Origin of the sequence: Neptuniibacter sp. QD37_11, assembly GCF_047778105.1 — a bacterium.
GTDB lineage: Bacteria > Pseudomonadota > Gammaproteobacteria > Pseudomonadales > Balneatricaceae > Neptuniibacter.
In genome coordinates, this window is the sequence record NZ_CP180554.1 from 283,531 (window position 1) to 298,883 (window position 15,353).

The window sequence follows — 15,353 nt, forward strand, 5'->3', positions numbered from 1 at the left end:
TTAATATAATTCTTAATCTGTATCAAGCAAGTTTCTACGAACTAACGACCTTATTTAACGGCCTTGTATTTATTAGTCACTGCTTGACTGCAGCAGGCAACATATTTACTATAACGCAAAATAATAAGTGCGCCATCTATGAATATTATTGCAAATACATCTGGACATTCCCTGCCGGAGCACTTGGCCAATGTAGGCCTACTCTCTTCTGCGCTTATCAAAGCACTTGGCGTTACGTTGGGTGATTTTACCAATGATAAGTTAAGCAAGATGGCTATGTATGCGGGAATCCTGCATGACATCGGTAAAATCGATCCCGATATCCAACAATATTTCGCAGAGAAATCGGTAAGGGATGAGGGTAACGGCTCTCACCACTACCCGACTAAGGCGGCTGAAAAAAAACATAACTTTCAGTCAATGCCGCGTCATAATGAAATCTCTTACTATCTGATCAATCAATTTTGCACAGACAGGCGGAAACTGACTGGTCTCAATGTCGCTCAGACCAAAATGGTGATGAGTGTAGCGCTATGGCATCACGCCAAACCAATACGACGTGAGCCTCTGACCTACAATAGCATCGCCAACTATGTCAGTGCCCGGAAAGAGGCCTTTAAGGCGGGCATGACGTATTTGAATACAACATTACCCGCGTTGATTGGAGGTGAAGTGTCCGTCAACTTCGATGTTGATGATGATAATTTTGAGCCATTAGGCTCCCTGCCGGGCTACAAGGAAGCTTACCAAATTGGCAATTTCGTAGATGATATGGACATCATCCGGAATCACATCCAAGTAGAATCCATCTGCTCATTACTGCGAACTACCTTGATTACTGCTGACCGTTTGGTTTCTTCCGGAGTGAAGATTGAAAGCCCTGATGATGCAGCAAAGCTCGCAGAAGATGTATTAGCAAAGCACACTACCACTAACCTTACGGACTACATTGCAAAGATGGAGGCGTATCCTGTTTTTACTCAGGATGCAAAACGAGCGCAGCGTCAGGCTACTGCCGCAGAAGCCTTATCTAAGATCGACGGTGTGTCGGTACTGAATGGCCCTGCAGGTTCAGGCAAGACTAAAATCTCCCTGTCATACACAAAAGAAATTGCGGCCAAAAAAATATACTACGTAACGCCTCGCACTGTTATTTGCCAAGGGTTATTCGAAGAACTGACCTCTCAGTACCTTCCTGAAGGTGTCTCTATTGAGTTAGCCACCGGTGCGGATAAACGGGTGTATATGGGTGATAAGCAAGCCTTCAGGGTTGTGGAAGACTCGGAATACCGCCACAACATCACAATCACCACCATTGATCAGTTGGCTAAAACCATCACAACGCATGGGAATGTTGATTTACTGCTCGATGTACTGACTTCTACGTTGGTGTTTGATGAGTACCATGAGTTTTATAACCTATCTGGGTATAACCTACTGTTCTCTGAAATCATTGAACTAAAAAAGGCATTGCCTCGCTACCCGACACTGCTAATGTCAGCGACACCCAACTACTTCTTCCTTGAACGTGTATTGGAGCTGTACCACCCACGGAGCTCAACAACGCCGGTAGTGAATTTCAAAACCTTCAATGAGGTTCCCTATCGGATCGAACTGACTTCTATCGACGAGAGTGACACAGCGCACAATCCGATCACGAAGGCCGTTGAGTGTGATAAGAAGACCATCATTATCTCGAACAGTGCAACGACCGCACAGCTCGGCTACATGAGACACCATGAGAATGAGCCAAGTTTATTGGCACATTCAAAATATCCTAATGCGGTTAAAAATCAGGTGTTCCGGGAGATACTGCGAAATTTTGGCGATCTCAGTCCAGCTGATCGGTCAGTGTTGCGTAGCGGTCCTATCGTACAGGCTTCACTGAACATCACATCACACCATGTAATTACGGAGTTAAGCACGCCGGAAAACGTGTTGCAGCGTCTGGGGCGCTGTAATCGATACGGTGAAGACTTCGAAGCCCAATTTACGCTCTGCCTACCGAAAGGGGTTGGGTTGAATGGTGATAAAACTTCTATCAAAGGGCCCATTTTACACACACTTCATCGGTCACATGAGCTACACGCTGCGGTGCACTGGGCTAAATTTCTCAGCAATGAGCTTACACCCGGTAAGCCCGCCACGTTGGATGAACTTTATACTCTGTATCAGTCGTTCTATCAGCAAGATGAGGTGATTGCAGCGCTGGAAGGCGATGCCATTAAAGCCTTGCGTGAAAGTTATGCCAATATCACCTACAACGTATTGGACCCAGTAGAAATTATTGGGACCAAGAGAAAGACAAAAACTAAGAAGAATGCCAAAAACAGTCTACGGGGCGTAAGTCATTATGCCCATGCTGCCGTATTTACCTTCGGTGATAATAGTTTGGAGGCCACAGGCGACTATTCTCCACAGTTTAGCGTTAATAAAGAAGTTGCCCTGCTCTACAAAGAGAATTACGAGTTGGTAAATGATTTTAAGCGGTACGCACATCAACTGGATGAGACTAAATATAACAGAAAACAAACAAAGCAAATGAATGAAAAGACTTTCCTGAATCTTTCACTGTCAGACGAGTTTCCACTCTTTCTGTCATTTACGCCAGATGATTTACGGAGTATCGGGCAGGATGAAAACAACGAGTCTTCCATCATTTACGTTCAGACAAAGCGACAGGATGTCGGGTTTCTCTCGTTGAGCACCATAAGCAAAAGTTAGTTTTTAATCACACCCAATAGCCGTCACTGCGCGGCCATAACGCTCTTTAACAAACAGATAATTTGCCGCTTCTGCGCGGCTTCAAAGAGAAACAGTAATGGCATAAACACCATCGTCATCGCTTGCCGCCATTGTGCGGCTTTAAAACAGCTATCATCTTGTCTCGGGGCAACATTATATGTTTGCCGCCACTGCGCGGCTTCTATAGGAGCAACAGCAAAGTGTCTTAGAAGGCATCCAAGTTTACCGCCACTGCGCGGCTTCAAAGTCCATCACCTCCCATTCACACCCCTAATCACTAGCTTGCCGCCACTGCGCGGCTTCAAAGGAGGTGCTGATAGAGCTCTCCAAATAACTAATAGCTTGCCGCCACTGCGCGACTTTAAAGAATTAGCCACCAAGATCTCATGATGAATTAGAAGTTTACCGCCACTGCGCGGCTTTGAAAAAGCTACGCCAACAATGCTGTCTGCACGGCTGAGTATGCCGCCATAGTGCGGCTTCAAAGTGTCGTCCCTACTTTCAACACGATCAGATTATAGCTTGCCGCGAAGGCGCGGCTTCAAAGTATAGCAAGAACGTTCATCCAAAAAGAATCTAAGCTTGCCGCTACTGCGTGGCTTCAAAGACAAAATCTTGGCTTGAATAGTTTTAGAGATGGGCTTGCTGCCACTGCGCGGCTTCGAAGGAAAACAAGGGACTTATCTTCGCAGATACCCCGGGCTTACCGCCACTGCGCGGCTTAAAAAATAACAAAAATAGATTGACGGAACGGATGTGCCTATTTACTATAACGATAAATAATTAAATGTCCAATTAGTGGATTTTTAAATAAAAACAAAAAGGTTAATCATAAATGAAAATAAATGGCATCCGCAGCCTTGATATCAAGGTAAAAGCAGTGGGTTTTGGCGTAGTAAACTGGAATGGTACCGTTGCCGTAATGGGACCCGATGGCAAGGAACTGAATAACCATCTGATGCCTAAGCTTCGTGGTTATACCAACCGCACCGGCAAGGTAAAAGAAGACACCGGTTATGAATACAAAAAATCTGCAATGGATGTCGATTTTAGCAAAACGCCAATGTACATCTCCCAGAACTGTATTCGCCACCATATGTTCCGTGAGCAGGCGGATGATTTGCATTATGTAAATCGTGAAAACAAGAAAGACAAAAACTCACTGAGCGAAAAAGATCCGGCTAAAATCCTGCTGAGCCTGAGCGGTCTGATTCGTGGTTTTGTTATTCCAGCCACGCAAACTAAGCGTAAATCCCCTCTTCTGGTCGAAGATTTTGTAGAACAACTGGGTAACGGTAACTACGAGCAGTTCGGCAACAGTGGTGAGAAAGATGAGAACTCTATCTATTCCAAAACCACATTTGGTGAGACCGAATATTTAGCCCACATGAGCCTATCCATTGAAGATCTGCAATTCATCTCTCTGGATAAGAAGAATGACCGTGCCGCACTGGAAATTAAAGACTTCAGTGAAGCGGAATTTATCGCTGAGCAACTGACCGCACTGCTGGCTGAACTGGATTTCTCCGGTGAGCGTAAACCTGTAGCAACTGCTGGTAATTACGCACGTATTGGATCGATATATGCCGAACCTGAGTGTGGCATCCTGCTGAATCAGGATGCGATTGAGATCTTGGTTGAAAATACGCTTGAACTGATTGAAAACCTATCTATTCGTCAGGCCAAAGGCTGGATGGCTGTGGATAGCATGGATGTGGACTACAACGACAGTGGTCGCATGATGCGCATCAAAACATCTCCTGAGTCGATTAATGACGAAGCTGATTCAGCTTACGCGGTTTACTACGAAGCAGTTTAAGGTCAATCATAAAGCGCCTAAAGCCCTGTTTTAGGCGCGAGGAACACTCTATGCAAATCAATATCCACTATGAGGGATCTTGGCGTAATTCGTTTATTGAACCATTTAAAGGGTTTGATAAACACGGCATGTCCAATAAGCGAAAATACACGAGTTCGCTAAAGGCCTTAACACACGCGACACATCGCATTTGTCATGTGTCAGACTCAACTGTAGCCGGTCTACTTTACCGCCTTTGCGGGGCGACACAAAAGCTCGCAAGGCTGGAGAAAGAGGATCAATCGGTACTGGCTGAACTTCTCAATAATGGTCAGGTTGCATTCAATGATGTAATCAGTGATACCTCAAATGAGATTGTATACCTACGTAATATTAATGGCTCAACAGATCCTAGTAGCTACGCAGGCGTGATTGATAATTCCCTGTTCAAACAGCCCCATTTTGCAGCCATTTTTGCAGCGACCAATGCTGAGCCTGAAGCCATTATTCAATCGTTGGTGACGGGTGAGGCGCTTAAGGGCGTAGAAACCCTGAATGTATTGGACATTACTAAAGGGTTAGAGGCTCTTACCGCACCGAAATTTCATGCGTTGATCGCACCGGTTAGTAAGAAAAATGAAGCGGTGATTGAATACATTACGGCGAAGCATGCGGTGGAAGATCCGAAAGCGCTGGGCAAAATTATTGCAGACGAACCCCTGCATGAGTTTCTGACGGATGCACCGGATGCCTGTTTTGAACTGATTAGTCGTACTGATTTACAGACCATTTCTGATTATTACCAAAGCCACTTCCCGGACGGGTTAACCTTAACCTCCAATCTGGGTCTGGCGTGCATTAATATTGCGTCCAAATTAGCTGCAGAGGCTCACGGGGAAGATGAAGCCTTCATGGCTAAGCTGTCTCGCATGCATACCTTCAGTGGCATCTCGGCTAATGCAAAAACGTTTACGCCGAAAGATTTCTTTAAGAAATTTGCGCAACCGAAAATTGTGTATGGCAACCCTTACCGAAAAGACTTGTTGAAGAAAGGTGAAAAGCCACAAGAGGTCTGGCTGGTGAAATGCAACGGTGATTTAACCATCGATATCGACTGTACCTATGAGCAGGCACAGGAGATCAAGCAGATGATTGATGATGCCGCTGTGTCCAGTTTCTATCTGGGCAAGAAAGGTCTTGGTTACGTTACGAAGATAATTACTTAAGAACACGGAATAAAAATAAAAATGACTCATTACTACGAATACAGCTTCAAGTGTGATGGCTTCCCTACGCCTATGACCTTGCATGCAATCACTACACTCTTTTTAGATGGTGTAGAGCATGATGGGTTTAAAGTCACGAAACAGGGTCGTGTGGTGCGCCTGACAACGAATGTCGATCTGGATGCCGAGTTTAAAACAGAACTAAACAGCGGCAATAAGACAATTACCGTAAACCTGTTTAAGAAAGTGAAGCATGAACTCCCGACCTTTGAAGAAGGTGATAAAGTTGCCGTTTCCGGCTTAATCTCAGCATTTGTCCGTGACCAGAACGGCAAGCAGCGCTGCCCTTACTACAAGGGGAAATTTGAAGTCGTTGGTGGTAAAACCCTGCGTGATCCATTGAAGTTGAAGATGCAGAGTGCATTGGGTGTTGAAATCACCAGCATGAACCGTGGTTGCTTTACCCGCAACCCAAATGAGATGCTGAATGAAAAGATTCAGATCAACAATCAACTGGCTGTAACTGACTTGATGTGTGTCGTAACCGATGCCGAAAAATTTAACTCACTGGCCTACCGTGCATGCTTCTCCCGTAAATCTTACGGCATGGGTGTTATGAGTATCCGTGAGGCTAACCAGTTGCCGCAAGACCTGAAAGAAGCCGTGTAATTCTCCCATAAGCACAAGGACGTGCTGCAATCCTGACGGTTGATCTAGTTCTGCCACTGCGCGGCTTCAAAGCTCAATGATCGAAGGTGGAAGATCACGCCTGTAGTTTGCCGCCACTGTGTGGCTTAAAAGTATAACAGGGTTATCGATTTCTCAGCCCCTATCGCATGCCGTCTCTGTGCGGCTTCATAACATATAATGCCTCCAAGGGTATAAAGATGAGAAGCTTGCCGCCACTGGGCGGATTGATAGAGTAAGAAAACACAATAGTGTCACCCCATGACACAAAAAGTGCCATAGGGTGATACTTTACATTCCTTTGAATCATTTCTAACAAATCCCTTGTAAGGTCATTTCGAAACTTCAATAAATTTGATGTGTAGAGGCAAAAAATGACTACTTACAACTGGGCTAAAAGCAAAACTCTTGAACTGGCTGAAACATGGGCTGAAAACGATTATGTCCGATTCATGCACGATGCAACACGAGAGGAATTCCTAAAATCTCAATTACCCTTCTATCACGCGGTAAATGCTTTCCCAGTTATGCTTTTAACGTTGGCCACAAAAATCAAAACCAGCGAAGAGCGCCTTCTTTTAATTGATAACATCTGGGAAGAACATGGCCAAGGCGACACTAAAGGATTTCATACGAATTCCTTCAAAACTCACCTTAGGTCGCTGGGATGGAATCAATGCGATGAAATACAAAGCAACCCATTTATCAGTGAATGGATCGAGAATACGCTGCGTATAAGCAACCCACGCACCTTAGGCTCCTATCTAGCTGGTATTGAATACATCTACGCCATCATATCCCAAAGCATTGCTGAGCAACTTGAAAGCTACGAACTGGAGTGCGAACAGGCTCATTATAGCAAGCATGCGGTTTTGGACTGGGATCATGGCTATGAGCTTTTGAAGACAGTTGAACTAACCGGTGAAGAAATCGATAAAGAGGCCTTTGAGCGTGCTCAGAGGGAATTTATTCACCTATTCAGCAAGATGGTGGTACCAACACTTAAAGAATTAAATCAGATCGGTAAGATGCCTGTCGCATTTTATTATTCACGAGAAGATTCAAAGCCAGAATTGTTTGCCCTCAAAAACGTTGAAAAGAAGGCGCCAGCTGTATTGGCGATTTGTTCTGGCGGTGAGCATCTAATCAATCTCCTAAACAGCAATCCTCACTCAGTGATTACTGCGGTTGATGCAAATCCACAGCAGATTGCCATTGCAAAAAACAAAGTGCATTCATTGGGGAGTAAAACCACTCACGAGACGGCTGAAGGTAAGTTCGAAGCAATGTTCGCCTTGATTCGACGCTATTTTAAAGGCACTAATGGACAGCTAAACGAAAAAGAGATCCTGACGCATATAGAAAAGCGTGATTTTGTAGTACGTACAGTACTATCAAATTCGAACTTAACTGCTGTCTTTGGAGAAGATGCAACGCGGTATTCCACGGGAGACTTCGCCGAACACTTTGTTGGTGCGTTCAATCAATCTCTAGAGGCTGGACACCCAAACATTCTAAATGTACTGCTAAATATGCCCATTCAAGATCCCTGCAAAGCAAAAGGCATAAGAACAGAATCAATCAACTACGTAGAGTGTGTGATGAATGAGTTCCGATTTGATAAAAAATACGATGTCATTGACCTCTCTAATATTGGTGATTGGATGCCTATTGATGATTACCGATCTCTTATCAATAAGGCTTTCTTAGCGTTGAATGGTGGTGGCCAGCTAATCCTTAGAAAACTTATGGGGGATTACGATCTTTACTCTTTAACCTCGCAGTTTAACAAGACAACACCCTTTAAGGATGGCACCTGCTTTTATCAACAGACAGTCGTAGCAGAAAAGGCTGCCGCTTAATGAAAATAATGAAACTGAGCAGCAGGCACCAAGTAGCTCATTCAGCTGCCTTAAAAAAGTTTGAGTCAAGTTTCACGTACCCTCTTGGGGAGAAGACTTTCGTCATACAGCATGGTGAATCTAATAATGATTATTTCAATTTCTTTAGGAAATTAGGTGATCCAGAAACTCTGGTTATTGAGAATCCCCAAACCGGCACGATTGAGGGTGTCGGGACAGGAATCTATCGTTCCTTTCAGCATGGTAACGATACACCAAAAGATTACTGGTACCTATGCGACTTCAAGCTTACCAACCACTTAAGAGGAAAAGGAGTGCTTAGGCGAATGATGCTTAAATACTTTCTAAGCTTTTATACGAAATCGACATCCTTTGTTGCGGTCAACATGTCTCCCAAATCGAACAATGGGCTAGTAAAGCGATTAGAGTCCCTGTTCCTTGTTATGAATATTGACCTAACCCCGTTGTATTTCTATGAATGGAGACCCGATACGTATTTAACAATCTTGGAACAGGGGCTACTTCCCGATCATGTCCTTGTAACAAATCATAAAGATAAGGACATTGTGGTTGATGGTAAAATCTTGCCTATCATACATATCGTACCTCGCGGTCACTTTCTGAAAAACCTAAAGAATTACAGCGTCATCAGCAAAGATCAACAGCAGCAACTCCAGAAAGATGGTGCTATTTTTATGTATATGACCAAGTCAGTTACCGAGGTCTCCCACTTCTGCGCCAAGTCACACCAATACGCGAATGAAGGCGTCATGATATCCAGTGGGATTGATGTCAAAAAATACAATATTTCTAGTTTAGAGATATAACCGCACCCAGTAATTAATATCTTAATTAAACACGAGATATTTAACTCCATTTATAGTAGTACTCTGGCACAAAGATCATAATTATTATAGCATTAATAATAAAGCGAATTTGTGGGAGTCATGCCTATGCAAAATCTTGAACTTAAGGTAATTGAAACAAAAGAGTTATTAAAATTAACAAAGGATAATGACCCCAGCACCATCCAAGTGACTGCAATAAGAGTTATAGGGTTTTATAAGCACCTTAGAAGCCAAGATAGAAGAAGCTCCAAAAAAGAATTACTGATGTTGATTGGCGATCATAAAGGCAACCCCAGTTACATACTTAGGCAAGCACGAAAAGGGGCTGGTGCTATGGGTATAAAAGCCTTTTCTACCTACGATGGAATAATTAAAGACGCACAGCGAGTTGGTATTCGATACTTCAGTGTCGATACTAAATTATGCATGACGATCGATGAATTGCTATCAGCTTTAGGTGTGGAAAGCTTCGATGATCTTGAAGTTTAACACCTAATACATGGATTTAGATAAAACATGTAGTTAGGCGTCAGAGTGCATAGCTAGCATCCACAAAGAATGGCTAAATATTCAAAAATCAAGCAATCATATAGATTGCTTTTTTTATTTATTTCATTATAATAATAAGTATCGCAATAGAGGATAGTTTGATGACGGATCAGAACAAAGACATCTCAACGGAAATTAACGAGCAGCTGGATGGCACGACTGAGCGCGTAGAGCGTTTTGAAGTTCTGCATCCGGGCACTTACTGGCGTGCCAAGGTTGATGTTAAGTCTAAATGGTCTGGTCATGATATAGAGACTGGTTTGGTAATGCTATTGAAGCAGGTGCGCTATTACGAAAACAAAGCGCATACCCTAATTATGCATAACCATCCTCTGCGTCCTGAACATGAATATCGCTTCCTTGTTGAAGAGTTTTTTGAAACATTTGAGCATGCACCAGATGGTGAGCAGGTCCGTGAGCGAGAAATTGCAAAGCTGCAGGCTGAAGTAGCAGAAATGCAGAAAGATCTTAATGAAGCTCAGATGAACCCTGCCCTGCTTGAAGATTTTGTTGGCAAAGGCATTGAAGAATGGCGTGAAGAAGAAGCACAGAAAGCCCGCCGTGAATCTGAAGCGAAAGGCGAAGCTCAGCTACCTGCAACCTCTGCAGATGTAGCAGGTATGTTCATGGAAGACGGCGTGGTTCGAACTGATCTCGGCTTTGCGATGGGCCGAGGTGTTACCGTTTCTGATGTGGAGAAAATGCAGGAAGTTGGCAAGGTTGAAGCCAAAAAAGCGGAGCTCACTGCCAAGTTCTTTGAGAATAAAGCGGTTGCGATCGCTAACAAAGTTCGCATGATGACACCTTTCTTTGTCGAAAAATCTCAGGTGGCATTAGCAAAGACTTCTGAAATTCGTGAAGATATCGATGAAATGCTTAAGGGCATCGCCTCACTGGACCTGTATACGGGTAAAGGCGTTATCGTTGAGAAAATTGCGGAAGGTAAATCTGCATCACCAGATGAAAAGCTTACCCTGATGCAGCGTAAACTCATGGTGGATGAAGAGCTGGCAGTGTATGCACCTGTGAGCATGAGCTTTGATTATTCAAATTTGCCTGAGTTCGCTGATGAGCTTGAAAAATCAACCGAGCTACGCGATATCCTTTTACCCTTCCCACGTTGCGTAGTATCAATGGCCACACGCCGTAGCGACCTTGATTATGGCGATGCATTGGCGAATCGTCTTTACAATGCAGAAAACCGCAAGGTCTTCCTCTTAGTGCGCGATGGAGGCAACATCTATCTAGTACGAAGTGCAACTGCTTCACATGAGCACACTTCTCGCCTATTCCCAACCCATAACGAGGTTGAAGACCTGTTCAAAGGGGTAGATGGCTCTACAATCACCTATAAGGATATCGCTTTTACAGATAGTGCTAAAGCCAATGCTGACAAAGCACTTCACTATAAGCGTTTCTTGATCCTACTGTGTGGTCTTGACCACCGCGAGAAGTTGTTTGGTGAATTTTATGATGAACATGATACGTTCAATTTCATCAGCATGGACTTTCAGGAGAAGTATTTCCGCTTTGTGGCTGACGACGAACCTTCTACACTGCTCGGTGAAAGCCGCCCATCTGCTCTTGAGTGGCTAAAAAGCATTAACCAAGGTGTCCAGCCGGGCTCTCGAATTCTCGCATTGCACAGTGAGCTGGATACTCAGGAGTATGTACCAAGCAACTGGAGCAACTCTGTTCATTGGGACCCGAAGAAAATTGCCCATCTGGTTCGTGGTGCTGATGTATACGTAGTTAAGAGCCAGAATGGCAAAATGATTATCAAGGTAAGCTCTGAAAGAGAGGGTTGGGATGTTAAGCAGACACATTTTAATGCCACTGTAGACTTGAGCGCTGTTGTGCGTGCAGGTGATTGGGAATCCTTTATTTGCATCGATAACATCTTTGTCGAAGACATTGAGTACTATATCCACAACCGTGAGTCACGCGTACGTAGCATCCGCTATATCCGCTTGTTTAAGGAAATTGCTGAACTGCTTCGAAAAGAAGATGAGGCTCAGGCAGAATCCATTCAATATCTAATTGATACGGTAGTACAGCACGGCATTGTTACAGAGGATGAGGCTAATCGCACTGTCCGTGAGGCGGTTAACCGCTACAGAATAAAACTTAAAGGCAAGTTATTGCCTTCCGTGGATCGAAAAAATGAGCTTAATAAAGTTCTGGAGCTGATTCAGGGTGTGGGTGGTCATTCCGATATCATCCTTGAACGGGCCAAAGCATTTGTAGCAGATAATAACTTGGTGCCTTTAAAGATCACAGTTAAGGGCAGTAATACGGTACGTATTTACGTAGATGCACCAGAAGCTGACCTGATTGAAGGATTCATGCCGGGTGCTTACCGTTGGGCAACCTGCATTACGCTTAAGAACATGAAGACTAAACTGTCTGAAACAGGTCGGAAGCTTGTATGGCTTAGAGAAGCCGATGAGGCTGACGAGGCTCGCCTAGCCGAATTTGATGGCCTTGAAGGAATGGTTCATACAGCAGAAGCCTTTGCGACTCAGCGTGTGATTGATAATGCAGTAAAACGCGTGACTGAAAATCTAGCGCACATCCGTTTCCATTGGCTTGGCAATCCTGACATGAGAAAGGAGAATACATCCTTGTTGGCGATTGAATCATTCGAGAACGCTCTGTCTAAGAGTAAAATGATACCGCAGCAGCATGTATTCATCCCTGTAGGGTTTGAGATGTTCGAAAACAACCCTGCAAAGATTGAATATATTGGATTCTACGTTTCATACAGAGATCTTCTTGTGCGCATCGATGAGTTGAACGGAAATAGCAATATTGCCGACAACTACATTAAGTGGCACGCAGACAAAGAACATGCTCATGAGGTTATTGAACGTGCCAAACGTGAGCGAAAAATGCAGTTTTCCTTCGCTTCTGAACTAGGTGATGAGCTAGGTGTTCTTTCTGACGGACATGCCAGCACCTTTTGCTTAGAAGGGTTCTTCCGCGAAGCAAACAAGCAGTCAATCACGCTGACTGCGGATCAGTTATTCGAAGCACACTTAGAACAGAAGAAAACAAGATATCACTATAAGGGTATCACTTATATGTTGCCTGAAATCTATAGCGATGGCGCATTTAACCCTGAGTTTATGAAGACATTGGCGGACAGCATGAAAGAGGTAGCGAAATAATGAAACTATCTGATGTAGCTTGGATCAATCCATTAAATGAACAACCTCATTTGGGGCAATGGAAAGAAAATACCTACTACCGCGTCTGTGTGATGTTAACGCCAAGTAACTTTAAGCACGAAGCCCTACTCTTTACCGGCTACCTTGAAGATGGCTTCCCAAGCACAGATGCATGCATTATGAATCCAACCTACGATGAGAACCACCTTCTCGATGGTGAGGTGCGCTTACGCGTTATTCAAATGCTTCACACTGAAAGTGATGTCGAGGATGACGTTGAAGAGATGGAGGTTGAAGAGATGGAGGTTGAGGTACGAAAAGTGTGGCCCACACCATTAGTCCCGCTCACTGATGAGCAGAAAACAACCCTCAAGCTCGATACAGGCATGGTGAGTGCAATTCAGCTCTGGTATGAAAAAGGCCTGTCTCCGGGCGCTTGTGTAGATCATTTGCTTAAAGGTGACTATGAGGGGGCATTTGAGCGTGCGCATGAACTCATTAAGCCGCATTTTTCTGACATCATTACTTATGTAGAGTCATTGCCACTTGAAGGGCGTGGTGAGAAAATGGATGATTTCAAGGGTGGTATTCAGCTATTTAAATAATCATATACGTCATGCATAGATAAGCTACCGCACGATACGCGGTAGCCACTTCGATTGCGGAGGGAAACTGTAAAAGCAGATATAGCTAGAACGGCGTATAAGTATAAAGCATCCGCACAAGCCACTCGCAAGCTGGTTCAACAGCAAAATAACCTCCAGCTAAGAGAGCAGCTTGCCCTACCCCAGAATTCGTAATGCTTCGATTACCCATGCCTAATTACCTAAAACTAGGTTTGCAACCAAACCTATTAATTAATATTATGATAATAAATAACAACTATAGGTAACACAAGATGCATGAGTACACGTATGATGCAATCCCCTCCCATGGTCCCGTAACACGTCACCATATCATCACGACTAGCAAGCAGACTTATACGGAGATGCTCACTTACTGGAATGGTAAAGGTAAGCAAGACGGGATTGTTTATGTGGACACGGGATTAGATCCGATAGAAATTCCCAATGAAGAAATCGGAAACTTAAAACCTCTTAGCGGCAAAAACGACGTTTACATCCGTTAAGCGCCAGCAAGTCCTTGCACTCTATTATATTTTCATTATAATTAATATTAATCAAAGTTTAATGGAATGCACATGACGGCCTCCGCTGACAAGCCAAAATACTGGTTAGATGTACTGCTCTGGAGTACCCTGCTTTTCTTAACGTGGGGACTGCTGGATTTTCACTATGGTGATAAGCTATGGCCTTCAAATAAGGCTATAGAGCCTCTGGATGGGTTTGTTAGAATTGGCCCCTACCAGCAAGGTGCTCCTTTGCAGTTTTCGGAAGACAACTATCTTTTGGAAAAGCGGTTTATGCCTAAAGGCTATCAAGACGCCACTTATCTTGGGGAAGGCTGGGTGGCTTACCGTCTCGAAGATAATTGTTTTACCCGTGATATTACCCATCACAATAGCGAAATCACGCCAATGAATTGTGAGCGCATGAACGCCCTGATTACGCTATTCTTAAAACCATCACATAAAACCGATATGGACATGGCCTACTTATGAGCAAACTAGAGATTGATGCAATTATCGAAGCGAATCCCGCTCTGCAAGATCCCAACTTCAAAGCTGAGTGTCAGCGCTGGGAAATGCTGCAATCCGTTGGTGAAAAACTCGGAATGAAACCTTTTAGCGAGGAATTGGGGCTCTTTACTGCCTACGGAATGACCAGTGGGAAAGAAGGCCGATTGCCGGATGACCTTGAAACTCGCATAGAGCGCTTAAATGAAAATTAGCAAGTCGTAACAGTCTTATCGCCCCGTTGACCCAAAATTTCTTAAATCACATAGAGGAAATACACATTGATTAAACATGCTCTTTGCCTATCAATGGCCCTTTTAACTTTCACTGCCACTGCTGGTGACGGCCCTGATACAGACAATTTTGATTACCATGAGAAGCGACTCATCCATAAAGATGAAATAATGCGCAGCACAGATGGTACCTGCTCGCGAGAAAAAAGCACCTTCGAAGTCACTGGTGATTACGATGAACTTCGGCTTGTCTCTCGCGAGAGTACGCAAGTACCATGTTCAAAAGCTAACGATATTGTTTACACTAGAGAAGACGGCTCCTGTTATCATAAGCACAGTGACGTAGCCGGTTTTAAGAAAACAGAGCTGGGGGCAGATTTGCCTGTAGTAATCGTCACTGAAATCGGCATTCCTTGCACTTAAAATCACCAAATGATTAGTTAAGGGTACACCACTCTTAACTAATCAAACTAATCCCAGTGACACCCTTTATAGCACTATTTGATTAAATACGATAAGGCTTGCTCCTTATTATTTGTCGTTATATTATGTAGCACATAAAAATCAGAATTTAATGCCGCGAGGAAACTCTGCGGCTT

14 protein-coding genes are annotated in these 15,353 nt (G+C 43.9%); 13 read left to right on the top strand and 1 reads right to left on the bottom strand.

Going from position 1 to position 15,353, the window contains the following annotated elements; translation table 11 throughout:
* Positions 1-138: 138 nt before the first annotated feature.
* Positions 139-2,724 carry a CRISPR-associated helicase Cas3' gene (gene cas3, locus ACMXYT_RS18930; protein WP_415913164.1) on the top strand — a complete coding sequence of 862 codons (2,586 nt, stop codon included), beginning with the start codon at positions 139-141 and terminating at the stop codon, positions 2,722-2,724.
* 272 nt (positions 2,725-2,996) lie between these two features.
* Here the strand turns inward: cas3 and ACMXYT_RS18935 are convergent, their stop codons facing one another.
* Positions 2,997-3,230 (bottom strand): hypothetical protein, encoded by a 234-nt coding sequence (locus ACMXYT_RS18935; protein WP_415913165.1) that lies wholly within the window; start codon positions 3,228-3,230, stop codon positions 2,997-2,999.
* A gap of 350 nt (positions 3,231-3,580) precedes the next feature.
* On the opposite strand from ACMXYT_RS18935, the gene cas7fv reads away from it, so the two are divergent.
* The 12 genes from cas7fv (at position 3,581) to ACMXYT_RS18995 (ending at position 15,177) form a co-directional block, all read left to right on the top strand.
* Positions 3,581-4,564, top strand: coding sequence for a type I-Fv CRISPR-associated protein Cas7fv (gene cas7fv / locus ACMXYT_RS18940; protein WP_415913166.1), 984 nt, complete (start codon positions 3,581-3,583; stop codon positions 4,562-4,564).
* Positions 4,565-4,614: 50 nt separating this feature from the next.
* A complete protein-coding gene (locus ACMXYT_RS18945; RefSeq protein ID WP_415913167.1) occupies positions 4,615-5,769 on the top strand; it encodes a hypothetical protein in 1,155 nt (384 codons plus the stop codon).
* Positions 5,770-5,790: 21 nt separating this feature from the next.
* On the top strand, positions 5,791-6,438 hold the full coding sequence (locus ACMXYT_RS18950; protein WP_415913168.1) for a hypothetical protein: 648 nt from the start codon (positions 5,791-5,793) through the stop codon (positions 6,436-6,438).
* 392 nt (positions 6,439-6,830) lie between these two features.
* Entirely contained in the window at positions 6,831-8,318 is a 1,488-nt protein-coding gene (locus ACMXYT_RS18955) for an iron-containing redox enzyme family protein (protein WP_415913169.1), read from the top strand.
* The gene (locus ACMXYT_RS18960; protein ID WP_415913170.1) at positions 8,318-9,145 is read left to right on the top strand and encodes a hypothetical protein; all 828 of its coding nucleotides are present in this window, start codon (positions 8,318-8,320) and stop codon (positions 9,143-9,145) included. Before ACMXYT_RS18955 ends, ACMXYT_RS18960 begins: the two co-directional genes overlap by 1 nt.
* A 126-nt stretch (positions 9,146-9,271) precedes the next feature.
* A complete protein-coding gene (locus ACMXYT_RS18965; RefSeq protein WP_415913171.1) occupies positions 9,272-9,655 on the top strand; it encodes a hypothetical protein in 384 nt (127 codons plus the stop codon).
* 161 nt (positions 9,656-9,816) lie between these two features.
* Positions 9,817-12,885: a hypothetical protein gene (locus ACMXYT_RS18970; protein ID WP_415913172.1), complete on the top strand. Its 3,069-nt coding sequence runs from the start codon at positions 9,817-9,819 to the stop codon at positions 12,883-12,885.
* A complete protein-coding gene (locus tag ACMXYT_RS18975; protein WP_415913173.1) occupies positions 12,885-13,490 on the top strand; it encodes a hypothetical protein in 606 nt (201 codons plus the stop codon). Before ACMXYT_RS18970 ends, ACMXYT_RS18975 begins: the two co-directional genes overlap by 1 nt.
* A 293-nt stretch (positions 13,491-13,783) precedes the next feature.
* Complete coding sequence (locus ACMXYT_RS18980; protein ID WP_415913174.1) at positions 13,784-14,014, top strand: hypothetical protein; 231 nt, start codon at positions 13,784-13,786, stop codon at positions 14,012-14,014.
* 72 nt (positions 14,015-14,086) lie between these two features.
* Positions 14,087-14,506 (top strand): hypothetical protein, encoded by a 420-nt coding sequence (locus ACMXYT_RS18985; protein ID WP_415913175.1) that lies wholly within the window; start codon positions 14,087-14,089, stop codon positions 14,504-14,506.
* Positions 14,503-14,736, top strand: a complete 234-nt coding sequence (locus ACMXYT_RS18990; RefSeq protein WP_415913176.1) for a hypothetical protein — start codon at positions 14,503-14,505, stop codon at positions 14,734-14,736. The genes ACMXYT_RS18985 and ACMXYT_RS18990 overlap by 4 nt, the downstream gene beginning before the upstream one ends.
* Positions 14,737-14,802: 66 nt before the next feature.
* Positions 14,803-15,177, top strand: coding sequence for a hypothetical protein (locus ACMXYT_RS18995; protein WP_415913177.1), 375 nt, complete (start codon positions 14,803-14,805; stop codon positions 15,175-15,177).
* The last annotated feature ends 176 nt before the right edge of the window (positions 15,178-15,353 follow it).

What these genes read in the sequence shown, in the direction of transcription:
- cas3 (WP_415913164.1), top strand. Translation starts at nt 139, where the DNA reads ATGAATATTATTGCAAATACATCTGGACATTCCCTGCCGGAGCACTTG.
- cas7fv (WP_415913166.1), top strand. Translation starts at nt 3,581, where the DNA reads ATGAAAATAAATGGCATCCGCAGCCTTGATATCAAGGTAAAAGCAGTG.
- ACMXYT_RS18945 (WP_415913167.1), top strand. Translation starts at nt 4,615, where the DNA reads ATGCAAATCAATATCCACTATGAGGGATCTTGGCGTAATTCGTTTATT.
- ACMXYT_RS18950 (WP_415913168.1), top strand. Translation starts at nt 5,791, where the DNA reads ATGACTCATTACTACGAATACAGCTTCAAGTGTGATGGCTTCCCTACG.
- ACMXYT_RS18955 (WP_415913169.1), top strand. Translation starts at nt 6,831, where the DNA reads ATGACTACTTACAACTGGGCTAAAAGCAAAACTCTTGAACTGGCTGAA.
- ACMXYT_RS18960 (WP_415913170.1), top strand. Translation starts at nt 8,318, where the DNA reads ATGAAAATAATGAAACTGAGCAGCAGGCACCAAGTAGCTCATTCAGCT.
- ACMXYT_RS18965 (WP_415913171.1), top strand. Translation starts at nt 9,272, where the DNA reads ATGCAAAATCTTGAACTTAAGGTAATTGAAACAAAAGAGTTATTAAAA.
- ACMXYT_RS18970 (WP_415913172.1), top strand. Translation starts at nt 9,817, where the DNA reads ATGACGGATCAGAACAAAGACATCTCAACGGAAATTAACGAGCAGCTG.
- ACMXYT_RS18975 (WP_415913173.1), top strand. Translation starts at nt 12,885, where the DNA reads ATGAAACTATCTGATGTAGCTTGGATCAATCCATTAAATGAACAACCT.
- ACMXYT_RS18980 (WP_415913174.1), top strand. Translation starts at nt 13,784, where the DNA reads ATGCATGAGTACACGTATGATGCAATCCCCTCCCATGGTCCCGTAACA.
- ACMXYT_RS18985 (WP_415913175.1), top strand. Translation starts at nt 14,087, where the DNA reads ATGACGGCCTCCGCTGACAAGCCAAAATACTGGTTAGATGTACTGCTC.
- ACMXYT_RS18990 (WP_415913176.1), top strand. Translation starts at nt 14,503, where the DNA reads ATGAGCAAACTAGAGATTGATGCAATTATCGAAGCGAATCCCGCTCTG.